This window comes from Bradyrhizobium sp. AUGA SZCCT0222, from assembly GCF_018130205.1.
GTDB lineage: Bacteria > Pseudomonadota > Alphaproteobacteria > Rhizobiales > Xanthobacteraceae > Bradyrhizobium.
Genome location: NZ_JAFCLX010000001.1, coordinates 149,661 through 172,038, shown reverse-complemented (window position 1 = coordinate 172,038; position 22,378 = coordinate 149,661). Strand labels below are relative to the sequence as shown.

At 62.7% G+C, this 22,378-nt stretch carries 19 protein-coding genes; 7 read left to right on the top strand and 12 right to left on the bottom strand.

The features are described from left to right. Nucleotides 1-149 precede the first annotated feature (149 nt). Entirely contained in the window at nucleotides 150-1,061 is a 912-nt protein-coding gene (locus tag JQ629_RS00830) for a helix-turn-helix domain-containing protein (protein ID WP_212410469.1), read from the top strand. Nucleotides 1,062-1,153: 92 nt separating this feature from the next. Here the strand turns inward: JQ629_RS00830 and JQ629_RS00825 are convergent, their stop codons facing one another. From JQ629_RS00825 to JQ629_RS00805, 5 genes are all read right to left on the bottom strand, one after another. Then, complete coding sequence (locus JQ629_RS00825) at nucleotides 1,154-1,306, bottom strand: hypothetical protein (RefSeq protein ID WP_212410468.1); 153 nt, start codon at nucleotides 1,304-1,306, stop codon at nucleotides 1,154-1,156. 197 nt (nucleotides 1,307-1,503) lie between these two features. Further along, nucleotides 1,504-3,102 carry a sulfite reductase subunit alpha gene (locus tag JQ629_RS00820; RefSeq protein ID WP_212410467.1) on the bottom strand — a complete coding sequence of 533 codons (1,599 nt, stop codon included), beginning with the start codon at nucleotides 3,100-3,102 and terminating at the stop codon, nucleotides 1,504-1,506. A gap of 10 nt (nucleotides 3,103-3,112) precedes the next feature. Continuing rightward, nucleotides 3,113-4,900 carry a NirA family protein gene (locus JQ629_RS00815; RefSeq protein ID WP_212410466.1) on the bottom strand — a complete coding sequence of 596 codons (1,788 nt, stop codon included), beginning with the start codon at nucleotides 4,898-4,900 and terminating at the stop codon, nucleotides 3,113-3,115. A 355-nt stretch (nucleotides 4,901-5,255) separates the two neighbouring features. Further along, complete coding sequence (locus JQ629_RS00810; RefSeq protein ID WP_212410465.1) at nucleotides 5,256-6,422, bottom strand: CmpA/NrtA family ABC transporter substrate-binding protein; 1,167 nt, start codon at nucleotides 6,420-6,422, stop codon at nucleotides 5,256-5,258. After that, nucleotides 6,419-7,009, bottom strand: coding sequence for an ANTAR domain-containing response regulator (locus tag JQ629_RS00805; RefSeq protein ID WP_212031559.1), 591 nt, complete (start codon nucleotides 7,007-7,009; stop codon nucleotides 6,419-6,421). The genes JQ629_RS00810 and JQ629_RS00805 overlap by 4 nt, the downstream gene beginning before the upstream one ends. A gap of 113 nt (nucleotides 7,010-7,122) precedes the next feature. Between JQ629_RS00805 and rimO the strand changes: the two genes are divergently transcribed. After that, nucleotides 7,123-8,448 carry a 30S ribosomal protein S12 methylthiotransferase RimO gene (rimO, locus tag JQ629_RS00800; RefSeq protein WP_212410464.1) on the top strand — a complete coding sequence of 442 codons (1,326 nt, stop codon included), beginning with the start codon at nucleotides 7,123-7,125 and terminating at the stop codon, nucleotides 8,446-8,448. A gap of 9 nt (nucleotides 8,449-8,457) precedes the next feature. Here rimO and JQ629_RS00795 read toward each other — a convergent pair whose 3' ends face one another. After that, on the bottom strand, nucleotides 8,458-9,414 hold the full coding sequence (locus JQ629_RS00795; RefSeq protein ID WP_212410463.1) for a hypothetical protein: 957 nt from the start codon (nucleotides 9,412-9,414) through the stop codon (nucleotides 8,458-8,460). A 155-nt stretch (nucleotides 9,415-9,569) separates the two neighbouring features. Here JQ629_RS00795 and JQ629_RS00790 point away from each other — a divergent pair, with 155 nt between their 5' ends. Together JQ629_RS00790 and JQ629_RS00785 are read left to right on the top strand one after the other, a co-directional pair. Next, complete coding sequence (locus JQ629_RS00790; RefSeq protein ID WP_212410462.1) at nucleotides 9,570-10,841, top strand: tetratricopeptide repeat protein; 1,272 nt, start codon at nucleotides 9,570-9,572, stop codon at nucleotides 10,839-10,841. A gap of 243 nt (nucleotides 10,842-11,084) precedes the next feature. Next, nucleotides 11,085-12,281: an acetylornithine transaminase gene (locus JQ629_RS00785; protein ID WP_212410460.1), complete on the top strand. Its 1,197-nt coding sequence runs from the start codon at nucleotides 11,085-11,087 to the stop codon at nucleotides 12,279-12,281. Between the two features lie 151 nt (nucleotides 12,282-12,432). Here JQ629_RS00785 and JQ629_RS00780 read toward each other — a convergent pair whose 3' ends face one another. The 3 genes from JQ629_RS00780 to pcsA form a co-directional block, all read right to left on the bottom strand. Further along, on the bottom strand, nucleotides 12,433-13,407 hold the full coding sequence (locus JQ629_RS00780) for a quinone oxidoreductase family protein (RefSeq protein ID WP_212410459.1): 975 nt from the start codon (nucleotides 13,405-13,407) through the stop codon (nucleotides 12,433-12,435). A gap of 88 nt (nucleotides 13,408-13,495) precedes the next feature. Beyond that, nucleotides 13,496-14,230, bottom strand: coding sequence for a TerC family protein (locus tag JQ629_RS00775; protein ID WP_212410457.1), 735 nt, complete (start codon nucleotides 14,228-14,230; stop codon nucleotides 13,496-13,498). Continuing rightward, on the bottom strand, nucleotides 14,227-14,961 hold the full coding sequence (gene pcsA / locus JQ629_RS00770; protein WP_212410456.1) for a phosphatidylcholine synthase: 735 nt from the start codon (nucleotides 14,959-14,961) through the stop codon (nucleotides 14,227-14,229). Before pcsA ends, JQ629_RS00775 begins: the two co-directional genes overlap by 4 nt. Before the next feature lie 134 nt (nucleotides 14,962-15,095). On the opposite strand from pcsA, the gene JQ629_RS00765 reads away from it, so the two are divergent. Continuing rightward, on the top strand, nucleotides 15,096-16,286 hold the full coding sequence (locus JQ629_RS00765; RefSeq protein ID WP_212410455.1) for a UbiH/UbiF family hydroxylase: 1,191 nt from the start codon (nucleotides 15,096-15,098) through the stop codon (nucleotides 16,284-16,286). A 49-nt stretch (nucleotides 16,287-16,335) separates the two neighbouring features. Here the strand turns inward: JQ629_RS00765 and JQ629_RS00760 are convergent, their stop codons facing one another. Next, nucleotides 16,336-16,995, bottom strand: a complete 660-nt coding sequence (locus JQ629_RS00760; protein WP_212390757.1) for a hypothetical protein — start codon at nucleotides 16,993-16,995, stop codon at nucleotides 16,336-16,338. Between the two features lie 906 nt (nucleotides 16,996-17,901). Further along, a complete protein-coding gene (locus tag JQ629_RS00755) occupies nucleotides 17,902-18,855 on the bottom strand; it encodes an AEC family transporter (protein WP_212410453.1) in 954 nt (317 codons plus the stop codon). 134 nt (nucleotides 18,856-18,989) lie between these two features. On the opposite strand from JQ629_RS00755, the gene hspQ reads away from it, so the two are divergent. Then, complete coding sequence (gene hspQ / locus JQ629_RS00750; protein WP_212031571.1) at nucleotides 18,990-19,322, top strand: heat shock protein HspQ; 333 nt, start codon at nucleotides 18,990-18,992, stop codon at nucleotides 19,320-19,322. 86 nt (nucleotides 19,323-19,408) lie between these two features. On the opposite strand, the gene JQ629_RS00745 is transcribed toward hspQ, so the two are convergent. Further along, a complete protein-coding gene (locus JQ629_RS00745) occupies nucleotides 19,409-20,254 on the bottom strand; it encodes an invasion associated locus B family protein (protein ID WP_212270264.1) in 846 nt (281 codons plus the stop codon). Nucleotides 20,255-20,593: 339 nt separating this feature from the next. On the opposite strand from JQ629_RS00745, the gene JQ629_RS00740 reads away from it, so the two are divergent. Then, complete coding sequence (locus tag JQ629_RS00740; protein ID WP_249134747.1) at nucleotides 20,594-22,357, top strand: extracellular solute-binding protein; 1,764 nt, start codon at nucleotides 20,594-20,596, stop codon at nucleotides 22,355-22,357. Nucleotides 22,358-22,378 lie beyond the last annotated feature (21 nt).

Below are 22,378 nucleotides of genomic sequence, written 5' to 3'. Positions count from 1 at the left end.
TTGCGTCCATCGCCTTGGAGCGGCGTTCGACCGGATGCAGCCTATGGGAGCGCTCGGGGCATAGAATTGGACGTATCCGGGGATTGATTGTATCCTTCCGTCAAAGAGCGCCTGCGACAAGCGGTAGATTGTCACGGTTGGGGGATGCCATGCAGTTGGGTTCGGGGCTGGAAGCCTTTGCGGAGAAGCCGATTCCGGCCCTCCATGCGGAGCGGTTTTCCGCCAGCCTTGCGCCGGCCCAATGGGTCATTCGTCAGCGCGGACTTCGCCGTTCCCACCTCATGGTGATCGAGGCGCGGCGCGGCGCCGTCGCGCTGCGTGGCACCCATGTCGCATTTGAGGCGCCGGCGCTGCTCTGGCTGCCGGCCGATCTCGAGGGCGATCTGCAGGTCGAAGCCGGCGCGCAAGGCTATCTGATCGCGATCTCCGAAGACTTTCTCACCAAAACCGTCGCCGGCAGCGCCGAGGCGCTTCACCTCCGCCGCACCATCGACCGGCTTGTGCTCTTGAAGGCGGGACAGGTCGGCGAAGCTTTCAACGCCGTGATCCATGGCTGCGATGCGCTGGTGCGCGAACTGCATTCTCCCGGGCGCGGCACCGCGACGATGATGTCATCTCACGTGCTGCTGCTTTGCCTGCATCTGTGGCGCTCCGTCATCTCAGGTGAAGCGCCCGACGAAGCCGCGCACCGAGGTGACGGCACCCGCCTGGTCGGAAATTTTCTGCAGATGGTCGAATTGCATTACCGCGATGGCTGGCAGGTCGCGCGCTATGCGGCCGCACTTGGCGTTACCGAGGACAAGCTGCACGCCCACTGCAAACGCGAGAAAGGCGTCAGCCCTCGCGCCGTCGTGCATCTGCGACTGATCGAGGAAGCCTGCACGCGCCTGCAGCAACTCGATCTTCCGGTCGAGCAAATCGGTTACGGTCTTGGATTTCGTGATCCCGGTTATTTCAGCCGGTTCTTTCGCAAACACCAGGGTGTTTCACCGGGCGCCTACCGGCGTCGTTCTCGACTGGAGCAAATGCGGCGCGGCGCATCTTACGCAGCCTGGCCGTAGGACATAGCGTTTTCAAGCGAAGCATGTCCTCGGACTTGATCCGGGGATGGGTACCGGTTCGCGTCAAGAAAACGCGTCAAAAAAATAGAGCCTTAGAACGGGTGAACCGAGAGCGAGCCGAAAACGATGGCCGCGATGAGCGCGAGCGAGCTATAGAGCGCGGCGGTATGGAATCCCGTTCCGGTCCGCCGGGACAGGGAACGTGCATAAATGTGCAGGCGGGCCTCCGCCGATAGTTCGCGCATCGTCGATCTCCAACGCAGCATGGGCTGCATATGGAATATCGTTCGCGCCAACTTGCAAGCGGGCCCGAAAAATAGTGATACGGCCCCTCCTCCGGACTCACTTTCCAGTGAAAAATTCTCTCGACCGAATTCGGGTGAGAATTTTATTCGGGCCGATTTGAGCGAATTGGAACCCGCGGGGCTACGATTGTGCCCCCTCAGTAAACGTCCTGCTGGAACCGGCCCTTTTTCTTGAGTTCCGCGACGAACAGGACGGCCTCGTCGGTGGATCGGGCGCCGAACTGGGCGACGATATCGACCAGCGCGCGCTCGACGTCCTTGGCCATCCGCTTGGCGTCGCCGCAGATGTAGACGTTGGCGCCCTCGGCGAGCCACGTCCACACCTCGCGGCCGACTTCGCGCATGCGGTCCTGCACGTAGAACTTCTTGTCGCCGTCGCGCGACCACGCCAGCGACAGCCGCGTCAACAGCCCCGACGTCTTCATCGCGTTGAGTTCGTCCTGGTAGAAGAAGTCGCAGTCGCTGCGCTGATGGCCGAAGAACAGCCAGTTCTTGCCGGGCGCGCCGGTGGCGCGGCGATCATGCAGGAAGGCGCGGAACGGCGCGATGCCGGTGCCCGGCCCGATCATGATGATCGGAATTTTCGGATCCTCCGGCAGCGCAAAGCCGTGGGCCTTCTGCACATAGACCTTGACCTCGTCGCCGGGCTGGATGCGTTCGGCGAGGAAGGTGGAGGCAAGGCCGAGCCGCTTGCGCTTGTTGATGACGTAGCGAACGCAGTCCACCGTCAGCGAGAGTTTTCCAGGCGTCGCATTGTGCGACGAAGAGATCGAATAGAGCCGCGGCTGCAACGCTTCCAGCGCTTCGACGAAGGCTTCGGGATGCGGCCGCACGTTGGGAAATTTCTGCAGCACCGCCATCACGTCGAGCGTCGCGGCATCGCCGTCGGGATCCTCGCCCTGCGCCAGCGCCCTCGCCTTCTCGCGCTGCGCGCCGCCGGTAAGGTAGGAGATCAGTTCGAACAGCGAATCCGGCGCCGGCGCCAGCGAGACGTCGTCGAGCAACACTTCGCGCAAGGTCTTGCCACGGACTTCGGTGGTGTGCGAGGCGCCGAGCAAGGCAATGATTTGATCGACATTGCCGAGATCGTTGCGGGCGAAGATGCCAAAGGAATCGCCGACGACATAATCGAGCCCGCAGCCCGACAGGTCGAAGTCGATGTGCCAGGTTTCCTTTTCCGATTGGCCCTTGTTGAGCAGATAGCGCCCGAGGAATTTTGCCGGCGCGGGATTGTCGCGCGAGCGTCCGGGTTCGCCAACGACCGCGGGCGCGGCAGCGGCGGGTGCTGCGGCAGCCGCCGATGGCGACGCGGCCGGCGCCTTGTCCAGTTCTTCATACAGCGATTTCAGCATCCGGGCGGTTTCCTTGCCGCCGGGGACGCAGAGATTGAGCCGCGCCTCGGTCTTGCCGGCGATCGCGTCCGAATAGTCGTTGCAATTGTAGCCACACTGGCCGCAATCCTGCTGCGCCATCGCCGCCATCATCTTCCGCCGCAATGGACGGCCTTCCGCGAGTTTCATGCGGTCGGCAATCGGCATGGTCTGGTCGTGCCACGGCGCGCCGTCATCGACATCGCCGCCATCCATGACGGCAGCACCCTGCTCGGCCGACAACGGCGTCGGCGCATCGGACAAGAGACCGGCAAAAAACCCGTTCAGCCACGAGCGCTGCGCTTCGGAGAACGGCGCGCTGGAGGGAATGATCTCGATCTTGGGTGGCGGCGTGATCTGGTTCATGAGGACACCTTCACGAGGACATCTGGGCTTCGGCCAGCTTGCGCAACGTCTCGCCGTCATGGCGGCGCGCAAACGTCAGGAAGGTTTCATCAGGCGAAGCGCGATGCGCCAGATAGGCCTTCAACAGCCGCTCGACATAGACAGGCACCTCCTCCGCCGTGACATCGTGAAACACCTCCTGCCCGACATCGGCGTCCGGACCGAAGCCGCCGCCCGTAAAGACATGAAAGCCATCGACCGTGTCGTCGGTATCGCCGACCGGGATACGCGCGCCGATCATGCCGATATCGCTGATGTAATGCTGCGCGCAGGAATGGTGGCAGCCGGTGAGATGGATGTTGATCGGCGTCTCGATCGGCACCTTCGGATCGCACCAATCCGCGATCCTGGCGGCCGTGCGCTTGGTGTCGGCAAGGCCGAATTTGCAGCCCGCGCGGCCGGTGCAGGCAATCAGGCCGGCGCGGAGTTCAGAGGTCCCGATCGCCAGCCCGATCGCTTCGATCGCGGCCGTAGCCAGCGCGACCTTGTCGTCGGGCACCCCCGGAATCAGCAGGTTCTGCCAGACCGTAAGGCGGATATCGCCATCGCCGAGATCCTGCGCGATCCTGGCGAGGCCGCGCATCTGCTCGCAGGTCACTTTGCCGAGCGGCAGTGCGACGCCGATCCAGTTCAGGCCTTCCTGCTTCTGCTTGTGCACGCCGATATGGGCCGTGCGCTCGAAATTGGGCCGTGGCGCCAGCGCCTCCGCCGGCACGCGCGTGAACGCGTCGCCGAGTTTCTCCTCGACCAGCACAAGGAATTTTTCCATCCCCATGCCGTCGATGACATATTTCAAACGCGCCTTGAGCCGGTTGGTGCGGTCCCCGAGATCGATGAAAACACGGACGATGGCATCCGACACCCTGGTCGCATCGGCCGGCTTGACGATGATTCCGGTATCGGCGGCAAAATCCCGGTGGCCCGTGATGCCGCCGATGCCGAGCTTGAACCAGACGCCGGGCTCGACGCCAAAACCGTCTTTCACCTCGACGGCGGAAAACGCGATGTCGTTGGTGTCTTCGAGCACCGCGATCTTGCCGGCGCCGTCGAAGGCGACGTTGAACTTGCGCGGCAGCCCCGTCAGCGAGCGGTCGTTCAGGACGTGATAATGCCACTCGCGGGCGTATTCGCGGGTGTCCAGAATTTCCTGCGGATCGATCCCCGCCGTCGGCGTCCCCGTGACGTTACGGATGTTGTCGGCGCCGGAGCCGCGCGAACACAGGCCGAGGTCCTGAATGCCTTCGATGAGTGCCACGGCGTTCTTCGGCGGGATTTCGCGCACCTGCAAATTCGCCCGCGTGGTGACGTGGCAGAACGGGCCGCACAGCTGTTCGGCGAGGTCCGCCATGCCGGCAAACTGCCAATGCTTCATGATGCCGTTCGGGATCCGCAGCCGGCACATGTAGGAGTCCTGCGCCGGTCCTACATAGAACAGGCCGTAATAGCGCCAGCGGAAATTGTCCGCCGGCGACGGCCGCGCATCGACCAGCGCCTGTTGCTTCAGCCGCGGATAGGCATCGAACGGATGCTCCTCGCGCTTCCACTTTTCCTGCTCGACGAGTTTCTTGCCGGAGGCGGTAACCCTGTCCTGCGCCTTGACGTGCGCGGCCTCAGGCCCGCTCGGCTCGGCATTCGCCTTGCTGCCCGAACCGCCGCCGAGCCCGCGCCCGACGCTGCTGATCTGCAGGCCGGTGGTGAAGCCTTCGAGGTAGCGCTTCTGCTCGTCGGTAAAGTCGACTGTGAGCGTTTCCATTTTCATCTGACGTGACGAAGCTCCTGCGGCCACGATCGGTGGCGTCAACGAATGGGTTTGACCGTTTGGAACTCGGCGCAGCCGCGGTGCCGGGCTTTTGCTCCTGTTCGGTCCGACCAGCTTCGTTGCTGCGGAAATCCATCTTGGACTTGAGCCGACCGACATCCGCGCCGGTTTGGCTGCACTGCAACATACAAGTTGCGTGCCAAACCGATTTCGTAAAACTTATTTAAAATATCAAAGCGTTGGAAATAGGCTGGTGAAACTCTGAAGCTCGCTTCACAGCGACTTGGAAGGCAGCCAGCTCAATTATTAGGCAGTTTATATCAATGCCTAGTTTTGCCTCATCAAGGTCAGGCTTTCACGGCTTCCAGCGACCGATCTCGAACGCCGCCAGATGTCCGGCGATATCGTCGGGGGTGAAGGCGGGACCGGCAAAGGCGCCGACCGCGTCGGAACCGTTACCGAGCTTTGCTGGCTGTCCCAAGGCGGCGTCATAGAGATCCGGCCTGAACACCCCCATGGCGGTCTTGAGCGCGTCCGGCCGCATCGCCGTCTGCCCCCAACGCACCATCTGGGCGTAAAGCCAGGCGGCCTGTACGGGATCGGGCCGTGCGGCGCCCTCGCGTCCGACCAGCAGATAGCGGCTGCTTTCGCGGATCTTGCCGTCGGGGGAAATCTTCAACCGGCCATCCAGCGTCCGCAGGATCACTTCGGCATCGACGCCGATATATTCCGGCTTCGCGAGGATATGCGCCGCCTCGCTGCGATTGTCCGGTTGCTCGATGAAATGCGCGGCGCGCGAGGCCGCCCGGATCAAGGCCGCCAGGACTTCCGGATTCTTGTCCGACCAGCTTTGCCTGACCGCAAGCACCTTTTCCGCGGCACGCACCAGGATGTCGGAGACGAAGTGCAGGATGTGACCGACGCCGAGATCGACGGCCACCGAATTCCAGGGCGCGCCGACGCAGAACGCATCGACATGCCCGTTGGCCAGGCTGTCCACCATGTAGGGCGGCGGCAGCACCACCAGATGGACGTCCTCGTCGGGATCGACCCCGCCCGCCGCCATCCAGAAGCGAAGCTGGTAGTTATGGGTCGAGAACGGAAATGTCATGCCGAACGTCAGCGGCTCCGCGCCGGCCTTGCGCCGCGCAGCCACCAGCCGAGAGAGCGCCTGCGCCGTCACCAGCGGATTGCGCGGGTCGCCGTCGATTTCGCCCATGATCGCCGCGTGCAGGGCCGGCGATATCGTGATCGCATTGCCGTTGAGCCCGAGATTGAACGGCGCCACGATCGGCACCTTGACGTGGCCGAGGCCGAGACTCGAGGCGATCGCTACCGGCGCCAGCAGGTGCGCCGCGTCGAACCGGCCGATATTGAGCTTGTCGCGCACATTGGACCACGACACTTCGCGCGTCAGCGTGACATCGAGCCCCTCGGCGGCGGCAAAGCCCTTGTCGACGGCAATGATCAGCGCGGAGGCGTCAACCAGCGGGATGAAGCCGATATGCAGCGGTGTGGTCATTTCAGCAGCTCCGACGCGGTCAGGATCGACTGCGCGATCTCGCCGATTTTCTTCTTTTCGCGCATCGCGGTGGACCGCATCAGCACGTAGGCCTCGTCTTCCGTGAGCCCCTTCACTTTCATCAGGATTCCCTTGGCGCGGTCGATGACCTTGCGTTCCTCCAGCGCGGATTTGGTGCGGTCGAGTTCGTCCTGCAGCTTGGAAAAAGCATTGAAGCGCGAGATGCAGAGGTCGAGGATCGGTTTGATCCGCTCCTTCTTCAGGCCGTCGACGATATAGGCGGAGACGCCGGCATCGACCGAGGCCTGGATCGAGGCGGAATCGCTCTGGTCGACGAACATGGCGATCGGGCGGCGCACGGCGCGGCTGACCTGGAACATCGCCTCCAGCACGTCGCGGCTGGGGTTTTCCAGGTCGATCAGGATGACATCAGGGTCTTCGGAATAGATCCGCGCCAGCAGGCTCTGCATTTCGCTGATATGGACCACGCGGGTAAAGCCCGCCTCCCGCAGCCCCTCTTCGAGAATGGCCGCGCGGATCGGGCTTTCGTCGACAATGACGATTTTCGGTGACGACTCAGCGCTCATCGATCAACTCTTAACCCGGCAAAGGCATCCATAGCACGTCAAAAGCCCCCGCAAAGCCTTGTATTTATGGGCAATTGGGACTAGCTCGTGCTGATCAATCAGGCAGATAAGATATGCAACAGGCCGCCGCGCCCAAGATCAGCTTTGTTTCATTGGGATGCCCCAAGGCGCTGGTGGATTCCGAGCGCATTATCACGCGGCTGCGGGCCGAAGGCTATGAACTGGCGCGCAAGCATGACGGCGCCGACATCGTTATCGTTAACACCTGCGGGTTCCTGGACAGCGCCAAGCAGGAATCGCTCGGCGCCATCGGCGAGGCGATGGCGGAGAACGGCAAGGTCATCGTCACCGGCTGCATGGGTGCGGAACCGGAGCAGATCGAGGCCGCCTATCCGGGCGTGCTCTCGATCACGGGTCCGCAGCAATATGAGAGCGTGCTGGACGCGGTGCACCGGGCGCTGCCGCCGGTCCATAATCCGCATCTCGACCTGGTGCCGCCGCAGGGCGTCAAGCTGACGCCGCGGCACTACGCCTACCTGAAGATTTCCGAAGGCTGCAACAATCGCTGTAGTTTCTGCATCATCCCGAAGCTGCGCGGCGACCTGGTATCGCGCCCGGCGGGTGACGTGCTGCGCGAGGCAGAAAAACTGGTCGCCGCCGGCGTCAAGGAACTGCTTGTGATCTCGCAGGACACGTCAGCCTACGGCATCGACATCAAATATGCCGAGAGCCCGTGGCAGGACCGCCAGGTCCGCGCCAAGTTCTTCGACCTCGCAAAAGAACTCGGCGAACTCGGTGCCTGGGTACGGCTGCAATATGTCTACCCCTACCCGCATGTCGACGAGGTCATCGGCCTGATGACCGAGGGCAAGGTTTTGCCCTATCTCGACATTCCCTTTCAGCACGCGAGCCCGGAAGTGCTCAAGGCGATGAAGCGCCCGGCGGCGCAGGAAAAGACGCTGGCGCGGATCAAGAAGTGGCGCGAGCAATGTCCCGAGCTGACCCTGCGCTCGACCTTCATCGTCGGCTTCCCCGGCGAAACCGATTCCGATTTTGCTTATTTGCTCGATTGGCTCGAGGAAGCCGAGATCGATCGCCTCGGCTGTTTCAAATATGAACCGGTCGCCGGCGCGAGCTCGAATGCGATCGGCAGTCCCGTGCCCGACGAGATCAAGCAGGAGCGCTGGAACGCGCTGATGGCGCGGCAGCAGAAGATTTCGGCGCGGCGCCTGAAGCGCAAGGTCGGCACGCGGCAGCAGATCATCATCGACGAGGTCGGCACGACAGTCTCGAAGGGCCGCTCCAAGGCCGACGCCCCCGAGATCGACGGCGCGGTCTACGTCTCCAGCCGACGGCCGCTACGAGTCGGCGAAATCGTCACCGCCAAGATCGAACGTGCGGACCAGTACGACCTGCACGGCAGCATCGCGGGATTCTGACCCTTCCGCTCAACTCGACAGCCACGCCGGCACCCATCGTTCGGGCCGGGGTGCGCGGACAAGGTCGGTTCGCGCCTCAGCAATTGCGACGGGAACGTCGTTGATCGCCGGACGCGTCTCATAGTCGAAGCGCGGCAGGATGCGGCCATCGGCGCCCATCGAAAACGACATCGAATACCAAAGGCCGAGATCGGGTTTCGCCCGCCACATGTCGTCGCGCAGACCGCGCAGCAATGGCTCAATCGCGACGACTTCTTCGATCGGCTGGCGGCCGCGATCCAGCACGCGCACCTGATACTGCTGGCCCGCGATCGCGACCTCGAACATCGTGCGATCCCATGGCGTCTTGCCAGGTGGCCGATGCGCAATCAACTGATCCGCCAGCTTGGTCATCGCCGGATGCGTTTCCCAAAACGCCTCGCGATCCCTGCACCATTTCTCCATCCATTGGCCGAAGTCCGGTAGCCCGGTCGGCGGCTCCGTCAAACTCCGCAAGTCCCTCACGCGGAAACGTTTGGCCAACCAATCGGCGAGTTCGTGCGTCTCGTCCTCTGCGTCTTCGTGCGGAGTAAAGTCGGTCCACACCACGTCTTCCTCAAATCGCTGGATTGCGATCTTGGCCAGCAAGCCCTCGAGCGACGCCGCGATGATTTCGTATTGGCCTTCGGAGCCTAGCACCACGATCGGCGCATTGGCGACGCTGGTGCCGGCCCCGTACCAGGCTCCGACGACCGAGCCTTCCGGCAACCGCGCAAACAGCGCGAACTGGTCGCGCAGCGGGCTGCCGTCGACGATCGGCGCATTGTCGGAAAAGTCTCCGACAAGCTCGTAGCAGCCGGCATTGCCCCAATCGCGCCCCTTGAGCCAGCCAGCAAAATCAATCAGCAATGGCGGCGCCTCGGTTCCCGGCGGAAATGCCCTGCTGATGCTGTCGATATCGATGGGATAGGAATAGTCGTCGGACACTGGGATGACCTTGTGCGGTTGGTGGGCCCGCCTTGGTCGGCTCCATCATCGAACCGGTTCAACTGCTAAACCTGGAAATGAACCGATCCGGGCCCTGGTCTCACAAAGGCAGACAATTTGAAAAATTGGCTGCACGGGTCAGAGCGAGATCGAAGATGGCGAGTTTTAATAGGACCACGACTGGCTTTGGTGCCGCAAAGGCCATCGTGTGTCTGGCGACGGTGCTCACGGCCATGCCGGCTTTCGCGAAGCCACCGTCCCCCGCGGCGACGGCCCGAAGCTCCTGCTTTAGCGGCGGCAAGGCCACCCCTGACCAGATTATCGCAGGCTGCACCGGCGTGATCGCGGCGAAAGGTACCAAGCCCAAAGACCTCGTCGGCGCCTACCTCAATCGTGGCGCCAACTACCTGACCAAGAACGACAGCGACCGCGCCATTGCCGATTTCAGCGAACTGATCCGGCGCAATCCCAAGCTTGGCGGCGCCTACACCAACCGTGGCGAAGCCTGGCGTCGCAAGGGCGAGGTTGACAAGGCGATCTCCGATCTGGACCGCGCGATCGCGCTCGATCCGAAGGGATCGTTCGCCTGGTTCAACCGTGGAATCACCTACAGCGACAAGGGTGAACCGGAAAAGGCGATCGCCGATTATAATCAGGCGATCCGGCTCAATTCGATCGATCCCTGGTACTACAACAACCGCGGCAACTCCTATGGCGACATCAACGAGTTCAGCCGCGCGATGTCCGACTATGATCACGCGATCAAGCTCGATCCGAAATTCGCACTTGCCTATTTCAACCGCGGCACCGCCTATTGGAATCACGGCGACGAAGCCCGCGCGCTCGCCGACTTGAACACTTCAATCCGGCTCGACCCGAACTACGCCGCCGCCTATGGCAACCGGGCGCGCCTGTTCAGGGGCAAAGGCGAGATCGAACGCGCGCTCGCCGATCTGGACCAGTCGCTGCGGCTGGCGCCTGATGAATATCGCGATGCCTACGCGCGCGGTCTTATTCACTTTGACCGTCACGACTTTTCACAGGCGCTGTCCGACTTTGATCAGGCGATCCGGTTCAATCCGAAATACGCCGCCGCGCTCAACGCCCGGTGCCTGACACGGGCCATTCTCGGCCGTCCGCAGGAAGGGCTTGCAGACTGCCGCGAGTCGCTGAGGCACAGGCCGGACGATGCCCAGACGCTCGACAGCCGCGCCTTCTGCTATCTCAAGCTCGGCCAATTCGACGCGGCGATCGACGGTTTCACGGTTGCGCTCGGCGTCGATCCGAAATTGGCGAACTCGCTGTACGGCCGCGGCATAGCCAAGCGGAAAAAGGGCGATGAAAGCGGCGCGGAGAGCGACATGGCCGCCGCCAGGGCGATCAAAGCCGACATATCAGAGGAATTCCGCCACTATGGGATCGAGTGATGACCAGCTCCCGCTTGACACAACCGACCATTCGGCTGTATGGGCCTGCGCCATGACATTGAACCGGACCAACCGCCGCGCAGCTTTCCGTCGTCGCTCTTGCGACGATGATGGGCTGCGCCATGTCCGACGACACCGCTGATCAACTAGTTCAGCAACGTTTTCGAGAAGGCCGCACCCGAAAAGTGCGGCCTTCTTGCGTTTCGGCCTGCCCTTTCACCCAAAACCAACGAGGAGTTCGACATGACCAACGCTACCCAACCGTTCGACGCATTGATGAACATCACCGCGCGGCCCCCCACCGTCTTCGTCAAGGGCGAAGGCGCCTATCTGTGGGACGACAGCGGCAAGCGCTATCTCGATTTCATGCAGGGCTGGGCGGTCAATTGCCTCGGCCATTCGCCTGCTATCGTCGCCGACGCGATTGCCGCGCAGGCAAAACTGCTGTTGACGCCGAGCCCGGCGTTCTTCAACGAGCCCAGCCTCAAGCTCGCCAATGCGCTGGTTGCCAACAGCTGCTTCGACCAGGTGTTCTTTGCGAATTCGGGAGCGGAAGCCAACGAGGGCGCCATCAAGCTCGCGCGCAAATTTGGCACGCTGTACAAGGGCGGCGCGCATGAGATCATCACCTTTGCTGGCGGCTTCCACGGCCGCACGCTCGCCACCATGTCGGCGTCGGGCAAGAAGGCTTTCGAGCCGCTGTTCGAGCCCAAGGTCACCGGATTTCCAAAGGCGCAGCTCAACGATCTCGATTCCGTCAAGCGGTTGATCTCGAGCAAGACCGTTGCGGTCATGCTGGAGCCGATCCAGGGCGAAGCCGGCGTTTGGCCGGCGACCGATCAATTCCTCAGGGAGTTGCGGGCGCTGACCCAGGAGCGCGGCCTGCTGCTGATCGTCGACGAGATCCAGACCGGCATGGGCCGGACGGGAAAACTGTTTCACTACGAGCATGCCGGGATCGAGCCCGACATCATGACGCTCGGCAAAGGCATCGGCGGCGGTGTGCCGCTGGCGGCATTGCTGGCGACCGAATATGCGTCCTGTTTCGAGCACGGCGACCAGGGCGGCACCTTCAACGGCAATCCGCTGATGTGCGCCGCGGGCCTTGCGGTGCTCGAACACGTCGCAACACCCGACTTCCTGAAGCAAGCCGTTGACGCCGGTCTGTTCCTGGAAAGCGAATTGCAGAAACTGTCGGCGCGCCACGGTCTCGGCAACGTGCGCGGCCGGGGGCTATTGCTGGCGCTCGATCTCAAACTGCCGATCGGCGCCTCGATCGTCGCGCAGGCATTTGCGGATGGCGTGCTGCTCAACTCGCCGCAGCCGGACGCGCTGCGGTTCATGCCGGCGCTCAACGTCACGCGCGAGGAGATCTCGATGATGATCGATTGCCTGGATACGGTGCTGACCCAGATGGGAGCGGCGCGGATGGTGGCGTAGCTCTAAGTCGTCGTCCCGGCGAACGCCGGGACCCATACGCCGCGGCCGTTGTAATGGCACGCGGTCTCTATCGCCTTTTTTCTATCGATGGATCACGCGGTATGGGTCCCGGCGTTCGCCGGGACGACACCAATTGAAAGAGTTTGAAACCTCACGGCCGCAAAATAATCGCCCCGGTTGTCGCCCTGCCCTCCAGGTCGGTGTGCGCCTTGGCGACATCCTTCAGCGCATAAGCGTGGTTGATCGGAACGTGCAGTTTGCCGTTGATGACGGCGGCAAACAACGTGTCGGCGCCCTCCAGCAGGTCGCGGCGGGTGCTGACGTAATCGTTGAGTTTCGGCCGCGTCGCAAACAGCGAGCCGTGGTTGTTGAGCTCGGCGAGCGCGAACGGAGGCACCGGGCCCGAGGCATTGCCGAAGCTGACGAACAGGCCGCGCGGCCGCAGGCAGGACAGCGAGCCCGGGAACGTGGTCTTGCCGACGCCGTCATAGACGACGTCGCACAGCTCGTTGCGGCTGATCTGCTTGACGCGCGCGACAAAGTCCTCCTCGTTGTAGAGGATGACGTGGTCGCAACCATTGGCGAGCGCGAGGTCGGCTTTCGCCTTGGTGCCGACGGTGCCGATCACATGCGCGCCGAGCGCTTTCGCCCATTGGCAGGCCAACAGGCCGATGCCGCCGGCGGCCGCGTGGATCAGCACGCGATGGCCGGGCTCGACCTTGAAGGTCTTGTGCAGGAGGTACCAGACCGTCAGGCCCTTGAGCATCAGCACCGCGCCCTGCTCGTAGGTGATGTGGTCGGGCAGCTTGACCAGCTTGTCCGCCGGGATCACGCGTTCAGAGGCGTAACCGCCGAGATTGAAATAATAGGCGACGCGGTCGCCGGGATGGAAGTTGGTGACACCAGGACCGACCGCCACCACCTCGCCCGCGGCCTCATTGCCGGGGATGAATGGCAGCCCCGGCGCCTTGTAGAGACCGGTGCGGAAATACACGTCGATGAAGTTCAGGCCGACGGCGTGCTGGCGCATGCGGACCTCGCCCGGTCCCGGTGCCGGCGCGTCGACGCTCTCATACACCAGGGCTTCCGGCCCCCCTACCTTGTGCACGCGCACGGCCTTGACCATGACCTTTTCTCCCTCGGTGTCGGCTTCAAGCGCCCCGGCTCGTGGCGGAGCGAAAGCCATCAAGGCCGTATTGTCAACTCGCGGGGGCCTAAACCCGCTGTTTGACGACTTTTTTGCGATTGCGCCGGGCCAGCACGTTGAACAATTCCACCGCGGCCGCGAACACGATGGCAAAATAGATGTAGCCGCGCGGGATGTGGAATTTGAATCCGTCCGCCACCAGCGCCACGCCGATCAGCACCAGGAACGCCAGCGCCAGCATCTTGGTGGTGGGGTGATCGGCCACGAACTTCGCCACCGGTCCTGACGAAACGTACATGATGAAGCAGGCGATCACGACGGCGGCCACCATGATCTCGATATCCTCCGCCATGCCGATCGCGGTGATGATCGAATCCAGCGAGAACACCAGGTCGACGACGATGATCTGCATGATCACCCAGAAGAATACGCTCGCGCTCGGCTTGGCCTCGGGCTCGGCCTCACGCGCCTCCACTTCGGCGTGAATTTCATGCGTCGCCTTCGCGATCAGGAACATGCCGCCGCCGATCAGGATGATGTCACGCCAGGACAGCGTCACGCTTTTCACGGTCAGCACAGGTTCGGTCAGACCGATCAGCCACACCAGCACGCTGAGCAACATGATGCGGAACACCAGCGCCAGCAGCAAACCGATCTGGCGCGCGCGATTGGCCTGCTCCGGCGGAAGCCTTGAGACGATCACCGACAGGAAGATGACGTTGTCGATTCCGAGGACGATTTCGAGCGTGGTCAACGTCAGCAACGCCACCCATGCTTCCGGGCTGGTCAGTAATTCCATCATGCCTTGAACGATTTCAGTTTGCGGATCACGGCATCGCTGCCGGCGACGTAGATGGCGATCGCGCAGAGTCCGACGGTAATGGGAATGCCAACGGCGAAGTCGCAGGCAATGGTGTGGGCCGCCAGCACGGCCCATGCCGCCAGCAGCCACATGGTCAGCCAGCGCAGGCGCACGACGCGGATCGGATGCAGCACGTGGAACGGCGCGAAGGTCAGCGCGATCAGGATCGCTACGCCAAGAGTGGCAAGCGCCGGCGATGGATGCAGCAGAAACAGATAGAATGCCGCGACGTTCCACACCGCCGGAAAGCCGCGGAAATGGTTGTCGGCCGCCTTCATGCGGCGGTCGGCAAAATAGAGCGCGCTCGAGGTCATGATGCCGATGCCGAGCAGCGGCGCCGCCAGCGGCAGCAGCAAGCCGCTCGCGGTGATGGCGTAGGCCGGAACGAACACGTAAGTGATGAAATCGACCACGAGGTCGAGCACCTCCCCCGACCAGTTCGGCTGCAGCCGCACCACGTCGAACTTGCGCGCGAGCGGACCGTCGATGGCGTCGATGATGAGCGCGACGCCAAGCCAGCCGAACATGGCGGCCCAGTGCTCGCGCACCGCCTCCAGCATCGCGATCAGGCCGATGCCCGCTCCAAGCGCCGTGAAGACGTGGACGCCGAATGCGGCCGCCCGCATTCGGGCCGTAGCGGGAGATGCTATTGGTTCTTGTGTCTGGTCCATTGCTCCGGCAGTGCTAACAGGAATCGCCCCGATTTGCATACCGGCGCTTGCGGCGTTCCGCCGCGCGAAGCGGTGAAAACATTTAAGAAGGTCAATGACTTGAAAATGCCGCCGGGAACGTCAATTGTTCCAATATGAACGATGCATCGCCAATTTATGACGCCGTTGTAATCGGCGGCGGACCGGCGGGACTGACCGCCGCCATCGCGCTGGCGGAGACCGGTGCCAGGACTGCCTTGCTGGCCCGCCGCGCGCCCTATGCCGACAACCGCACCACGGCGCTGCTCGGCGCCTCCACCGACCTGCTCGAACGTCTGGATGTCTGGCGCCGCTGCCGGGATCAGGCCGCGGCGCTGCGGACCATGCGGCTCGTCGACGACACCGGCCGCCTGATCCGGGCGCCGGAAGTGCGGTTTGCGTCGCAGGAAATCGGCCTCGACCAATTCGGCTACAACATCGACAACCGGACGCTGATGGCAGCGCTGGAGGAGCGCGCGGCCGAATTGTCCGGCCTGACCCGATTTGACGATGAGGCGGCCGCGGTCGATCCGCAGGATGCGATCGTTGCCATCCACACCCGTGCGGGCGGGTCGCTGTCGGCGCGGCTGGTGATCGGCGCCGACGGGCGGCAGTCCCTGTCGCGCGAGGCCGCCGGCATCGACGTCAAGCGCCGCGACCTGCATCAGTCGGCATTGACCTTCAACATCAGCCATTCAAGGCCGCACAAGAATATCTCCACTGAGTTTCATACCCCGCACGGGCCATGCGTGTTCGTGCCCCTGCCCGGCAACCGCAGCAGCGTGGTGTGGGTTTCCGCGGCAAAGGAAGCGCAGCGGCTGATGGCGCTCGGCGACGACGAACTGTCCGACGCCGCGGAAAAGCAATCGCATTCCATTCTCGGCAGCGTCCGGGTTGAGCCTGGACGCAATCTGTTTCCGCTCACGATCGAAAGTCCAAAGCAGTTCGCCAGCCATCGCGTGGCGCTGGTCGGCGAATCCGCCCATGTGTTGCCGCCGATCGGCGCGCAGGGTCTCAACATGGGTTTGCGCGACGCCGCAGATATCGCCGATATCGCAGGCCACGCGATCTCGATCGGCGAGGATCCGGGCGCGCCGCAGGTGCTGGCGCGCTATCAATCCGCCCGCCGCTCCGATGTCGTCAGCCGGATATTTGCCATCGACCTCGCCAACCGCTCGCTGCTCAGCGACTTCCTGCCCGTGCAGTCGCTGCGCGCGGTGGGGCTGCATCTGATCGGCTCATTCGGTCCGCTGCGGCGGCTCGCCATGCGCGAAGGCCTCGCGCCGACATGGAAGCGCGTGGGCTAGGAAGTAAACCCGCAAAATCGGAGGCCGGCCCCGTGCTCCGCAACGTAGATCATGCTTTCTCGGTGAATGTTATTTCAATTATACGAGCCTTTTCCAGCATAGCTTCGCGACAGGCCTTTTGGAGATTGTCCATGGCCTTTTGATCGCAGCCGCCTAGAGCTTCGTTGCAATCATCGAATATTTTTACGAGGGCGCGGTCAGAGCAGCTTGCTCGAAGTCGGTTGAGCCTTGACCGCATGGCACCTACATCCAACTTCGGCAGCTGGCCGGACTCAACCCATCGCGGAGTAACCGTCTCCCAGCGATCGCCTTTTTTTAGTTGATCAGGCTGCTCGTCAAAATCAATGATGCGACTGATCAGATTGCTCTCATTTTCAACATTATGGCACAGGTCGGAAACGTATTCCAGGAAGCTGATAATTGCTGATGCCTGTTGCGGCGACCACAAGTCGGACCAGTCCGCATAGGCCTTCTTCATCTCTTCGTGCCCCTCCGACATGGCCGTGTAAATGGACCAACAGGACAACAGCAGATCATTCTCCGATTCCGGTTTTCTTCCAATCGTGCTCCAGTCCGCAAATGAATTGCAAATCAGGCTGGTGCCATGTTCGATATCACGGAACGCGACGCGTCGTGCGGGACGCCACTTGCGTGTCGTTTCCCATGCGACCCAGCGCGCCGTCAGTGGAGCCACCAGCAGTGCAGACACGATTGCTCCCAAGAGGGACTGGAAAACACTCCTGAAAATATCCCTGGAAAACCAAATCGGTGAATTGGGGTCGTGAATTACGCTAACAATCCAATCCAACATTGCACTTCTCAAAATTCTAACGCCGAACCTGTCGGCGCAATGATGAAGGTTTGTGTGAACGTATTACCGATGCCGCCCGGTGTGATGGCATAGGGACCTCTCACCAGGCCATCGAGACGATGCTCATATGCTCGAAGCGAATGCGCCGTGTACTACGGCGACGGCCTCGAGAAAGCGGTCTCGGTGCGGGAAGATAAGTAATGCTTCGTCGCCGCTGATCTTCCGCATGCAGCGGGCAAGGACGGCGACAACAGATGTACACAGATCGGGGCTTATTCATCTGGAAGTGATCAGGAAGGCATCACGATTCTTCCCGGTCTTGACCCTGCCTTGGCGCAGCGAACCCGTTCTTGAGAAAGACGTTCAGCGCGAACCGGCTTCAGCTTAGCTTGAGGAGCGCGCCGGATCAGCGCGCCCGTGCCTGTTCGAGGGTTGACGGCATCGTGACCGGGAGGACCGGAGATCAAGCTAGTGCCCACACCGCCACCGCCATCACCCCCGAGGCTAAGACACTGGGAATCGCCAATTTTCTGGCCATCACATATCCCGCGTCATCAGTTGGTTCATCGACCAGAGTGGCCAAATACGTCGCCCGGCGGCGTTGGGCCGTTCGCCAAATATGGGTTGCTCTGATGTCTGCTTCGATCGGTTCGCTCTTCACACGTGGCTCCCAGTGTCTGATGTAGCCACCCTGAACGGCGATTGTTTCAAGCCGTCTTCGTCGATCCCGGAAGATTGTTTCGTCGGTCTCAAATTTGGTTTCATCAGAACGCGTTGCATAGCCTCAGCCATGCGTGGTTATTCTCAAGGAAGCGCCAGCCTTCCGCTCTGGATGAACCACATCACGCTGGTCAGCGTGACGACGGAGGCGAAGGTTCCGATCAGGACGGCGACCGACGCCGGCTCGATCCAGGTGTTGTTCTGCCGCGCGATCACGAACACGTTGAGCGCCGGCGGCAGTGACGCCATCAGGACCGCGGTGGCCGCCCAGGGCTGCGCGAACGGCCCGAACAGCAGCATCAGACCGAACACGATCAGCGGATGGATCAGGAGTTTGACAGCGATCACGCCGGGCACCTCCCAGGGCACGCGATCGAACGGGCGCAACGCGACCGTGACGCCAAGCACGAACAGCGCCGTCGGCGCCGCGGCGTTCTGCAAAAACACCAGCGTGTTGTCGATCGCGACGGGGGGACGAAAATGCAGCGCCGCGGCGAGCGCGCCGGCGCCGGCCGACATGATCAGCGGGTTGAGCACGATCTGCCGTACCACGATGCCGAGCGTGTGCAGCAGCGAGCGATGCTCGCGATCGGTGAACGCGATCAGTATCGGCACGATCGAAAACAGGAAAATGCTATCGCAACAGAAAATCAGCGCGGTCGGCGCCGCCGCCTTGGTGCCGAGCACGGCGAGCGCCAGCCCCGGACCCATATAGCCGATATTGCCGTAAGCGCCGGCCAGCCCAGCCAGGGTGGCCTTGCGCAACGACAGATCGCCGATCACCCGGCCAGTCACCACGGCAACGATGAAGGCGATCACGGTCCCGAGCGTGGTCGCGATCAGGAATGGCGGGTTGTTGAGTTCCGAAAACGGCGTCTTGGCCATGATGCCGAACATCAGGGCCGGCAGCGAGACGTAGAGCAGGAAGAAATTCATCCAGGCCAGCCCCGCCTCCGGCAGCCCCCTGGTCTTGCCGCAGGCAAAGCCGATGAAGATCACCCCGAAATAGGGAATCGCCAGATTGAGGATATCGGCCATGCAATGGGGGTCTTTTTGTCAGCGTTTCATCAATGTTTTCTTGGGGCTGGCGCCAGATGTGCCAGCCGGACTTGAGAGCTAATTCAACCTTTTGCCCCTAGCATCGGCCACAATCATGGTCTATTCGACGAGGTATGATTAAAGCCCGCACCGCCAAATTCCAGATCGGTCAGATCGTCCGTCACCGGGTGTTTTCATTCCGGGGCGTGATTTTCGACATCGATCCGGTATTCAACAATACCGAGGAATGGTGGTTGTCGATCCCTGAGAACGTTCGGCCGCACAAGGATCAGCCGTTCTATCATCTGCTGGCGGAGAATTCGGACTCCGAATACGTCGCCTACGTCTCGGAGCAGAACCTGCTGCCCGACGATTCCGGCGAACCGATCCGGCATTCGCAGGTCGCCGAGATCTTCGTCAAGGACAAGTCCGGCGGCTATCGTCCGCGCAATCCCTCGCTGAACTGATCTGGCTCCATCCAGGCTACAAATCTTCTCCTGAACGAAAAAGGCGCCCGGACCGGGCGCCTTTTTGTTTGTCGATGGAAGCGGCGTTACTTGGCCGCCGGATTGGCATTGCCGGGCGCGCCGCCAGCGGGCGGGTTGGCCTCGAGCTTCTTGCGCGCTTCTTCAGCCCGCTTCTGCAGCTCTTCCTGCAACTTCTGCTGGGTCTTTTCGAATTCCTTGGGGTCGGTCGGCGGGCCGTCATAGGCCTTGGCGAATTCGGCCAGCGGCAGCGGCAGCGTTAGCGGGGCGCCGTTGGAGTTGATCGCCTGAACCACCAGATTCTGGCCCTTCTTCAGGTTGGCCAGCAGTTCCGGGGTCACTTCGTAGTCCGACATGCAACCGTTCTGGAAGCAGATCACATAGGGGCTCTGCGCCGGAGGATTGGCATCGACGATCACGCGGGTGCCGTGCACGAGCTGCATGCCGAGCGGCAGCGTCACGCGCAGGATCTTCTTCGGCTCGCCTTCCGGCTCGATGATGACGGCCGCGATGACCGGCTGGCCGGACTCGATGCGCCCGTCCTTACCGGTGAAGCAGACCTGCTTGGCGCCGGCGTCCTGCCCCTTGAGGCAGAATTTGGTCCAGGGCGCGTAAATCAGCTGGACCTGCTGGTCCTGCGACTGACCGCCTGCGGGGGGAGCGCCGCCGGCGGCCGCTGGCGGGGCCGGCTGGGCGTTCGGGGCGGCGGGCGCTTGGGCCTTCGGAGCTGCTTTCGGGGCAGCCTTGGGAGCGGCCTTCGGGGCCTCCTTGGGCGCCGCTGCGGGGGCACCGGGGGCCGGAGCCGGGGTTTGGGCCTGCGCACCCGCGACGAGCAACGTCGCGGACAATGCCGTCGCCGCCAACAAGGCGGCAACCCGCCCATGCGGCCGGACGGCCAAGATACGGAAATTCATTGCGGAAAACCCTTTCTGAACGGGAGCGCCCGAAACCGCTGCAGGCACCGACACCTAGCCGTTTGGGCGGCTGTCTCCTAGTCAATTGAGGCGGATACGTGACAGGCGTCACCGCCCTGGTCAATTGCACGCCTTCAATACAGCGGCGGACGAAAAGATCAATGCCGACAAGCATCTTTGGCTGCGGTCCCGGTGGACGCCGAGGCCTGTGGTCAAGGCCTATGGTAAAGCTCACTGGTGTGTGACCCCGAATCAAATCCGCGCGTGCAGATGGTCGCCTTTGGACGTATCCGGCTTGGTATTCTCGCCAGCGTTGTGCTCGCGCTCGGCCTGTTGCCGATGGCGCTCGCGGGCAACGCCCGCGCTGGTGAAAGCCATGCGATCTCCATGCATGGCGCGCCGGCCCTGCCGGCCGATTTTGTCCACATGCCCTACGCCAAACCGGACGCACCGAAGGGCGGCCGGCTGGTCTGGGGTCTGCTTGGCACCTTCGACAGCCTCAATCCGTTCATCGTCCGGGGCCTCGCCTTGCAGCAGATCAGGGGCTTTGTCGTCGAGAGCCTGATGAGCCGCGGCAATGACGAGGCCTTCACGCTCTACGGGCTGCTCGCCAGGAGCGTCGAGACCGACGACATCAGAAGCTATGTCACGTTCCATCTCGATCCCCGGGCGCGGTTCTCGGATGGCAAGCCGGTAACGGCCGACGACGTGCTGTTTTCCTGGGCGCTGCTGCGCGACCGCGGCCGCCCCAACCATCGCCAGTATTATGCCAAGGTCGCCAAGGCCGAGGCGCCCGACCCGCTCACCATCAGGTTCGATTTCGGCGGCGCGCCCGACCGCGAACTGCCGCTGATCCTCGGCCTGATGCCGGTATTGCCGCGCCATGCGGTCGATCCCGAAACCTTTGAGGACACGACCATGACCGGACCGGTCGGTTCTGGTCCCTATCGCGTCACTGCGGTGCGCCCCGGCGCCAGCGTCACGCTGACGCGCAATCCCGACTATTGGGGCCGTGACCTGCCGGCGAACCGGGGCCTGTGGAACTTCGACGAGATCCGGTTTGATTACTACCGCGAGTCCAACGGCCAGTTCGAAGCCTTCAAGCGCGGGCTCTATGATTTCCGCAATGAAGCCGAGCCGCTGCGCTGGCACGACGGCTATGATTTCCCGGCCGCCCGCAGCGGCGAGCTGATCCGCGACACCATCAAGCCGGGGATGCCGCAGCCGTCGGAATATTTGGTGTTCAACACCCGCCGTCCGCTGTTTTCCGATGTCCGCGTGCGGCGCGCGCTGACGCTGCTGTTCGATTTCGAATGGATCAACCGCAACTACTTCTTCGGCCTCTACACGCGTGCCGGAGGCTTCTTCGCCGGGTCGGAATTATCAGCCTATGGCCGCGCCGCCGATGCGCGCGAGCGCGAACTTTTGAAACCCTACCTCGCGCATATTCCGCCTGATATTCTCGACGGCAGCTTCCGCCTGCCCGTGTCAGACGGTTCAGGCCGCGACCGCGCGGCGCTGCGGGCCGCCCTCGCTCTGCTGTCCGAGGCCGGCTACGTGCTCGACGGCACCGTGCTGCGCCAGCGCGCGACCAAAACACCCCTCACCTTCGAAATCCTGGTCACGACGCGCGATCAGGAACGGATCGCGCTGGCCTACGCCAGAGACCTCAAACGCGCCGGCATCGAGGCCAGCGTGCGCGCGGTCGATCCGGTGCAATTCGACCAGCGCCGGCTCGGCTACGAGTTCGACATGCTGCAGAACCGCTGGGACCAGTCGCTGTCACCCGGCAATGAGCAGTCGTTCTATTGGGGCAGCCAGGCCGCCGATATATCAGGCACAAGGAACTACATGGGCGCGAAGGATCCGGCGATCGACGCCCTGATCGCGGCGCTGCTGGAGGCCCGCGAGCGGCCGGAATTCGTCTCGGCGGTGCGGGCGCTGGACCGGACCCTGATGTCGGGCTTCTACGCTATCCCGTTGTTTAACGTCGCCGAGCAATGGATCGCGCGATGGAATCGGGTAGAACGACCTTCAACCATCGCCTTGACGGGCTACCTGCCGGAGACGTGGTGGCACAGACCGGACGCGCAACCCAAATGACGCAAGCCATTGAAGTGACGC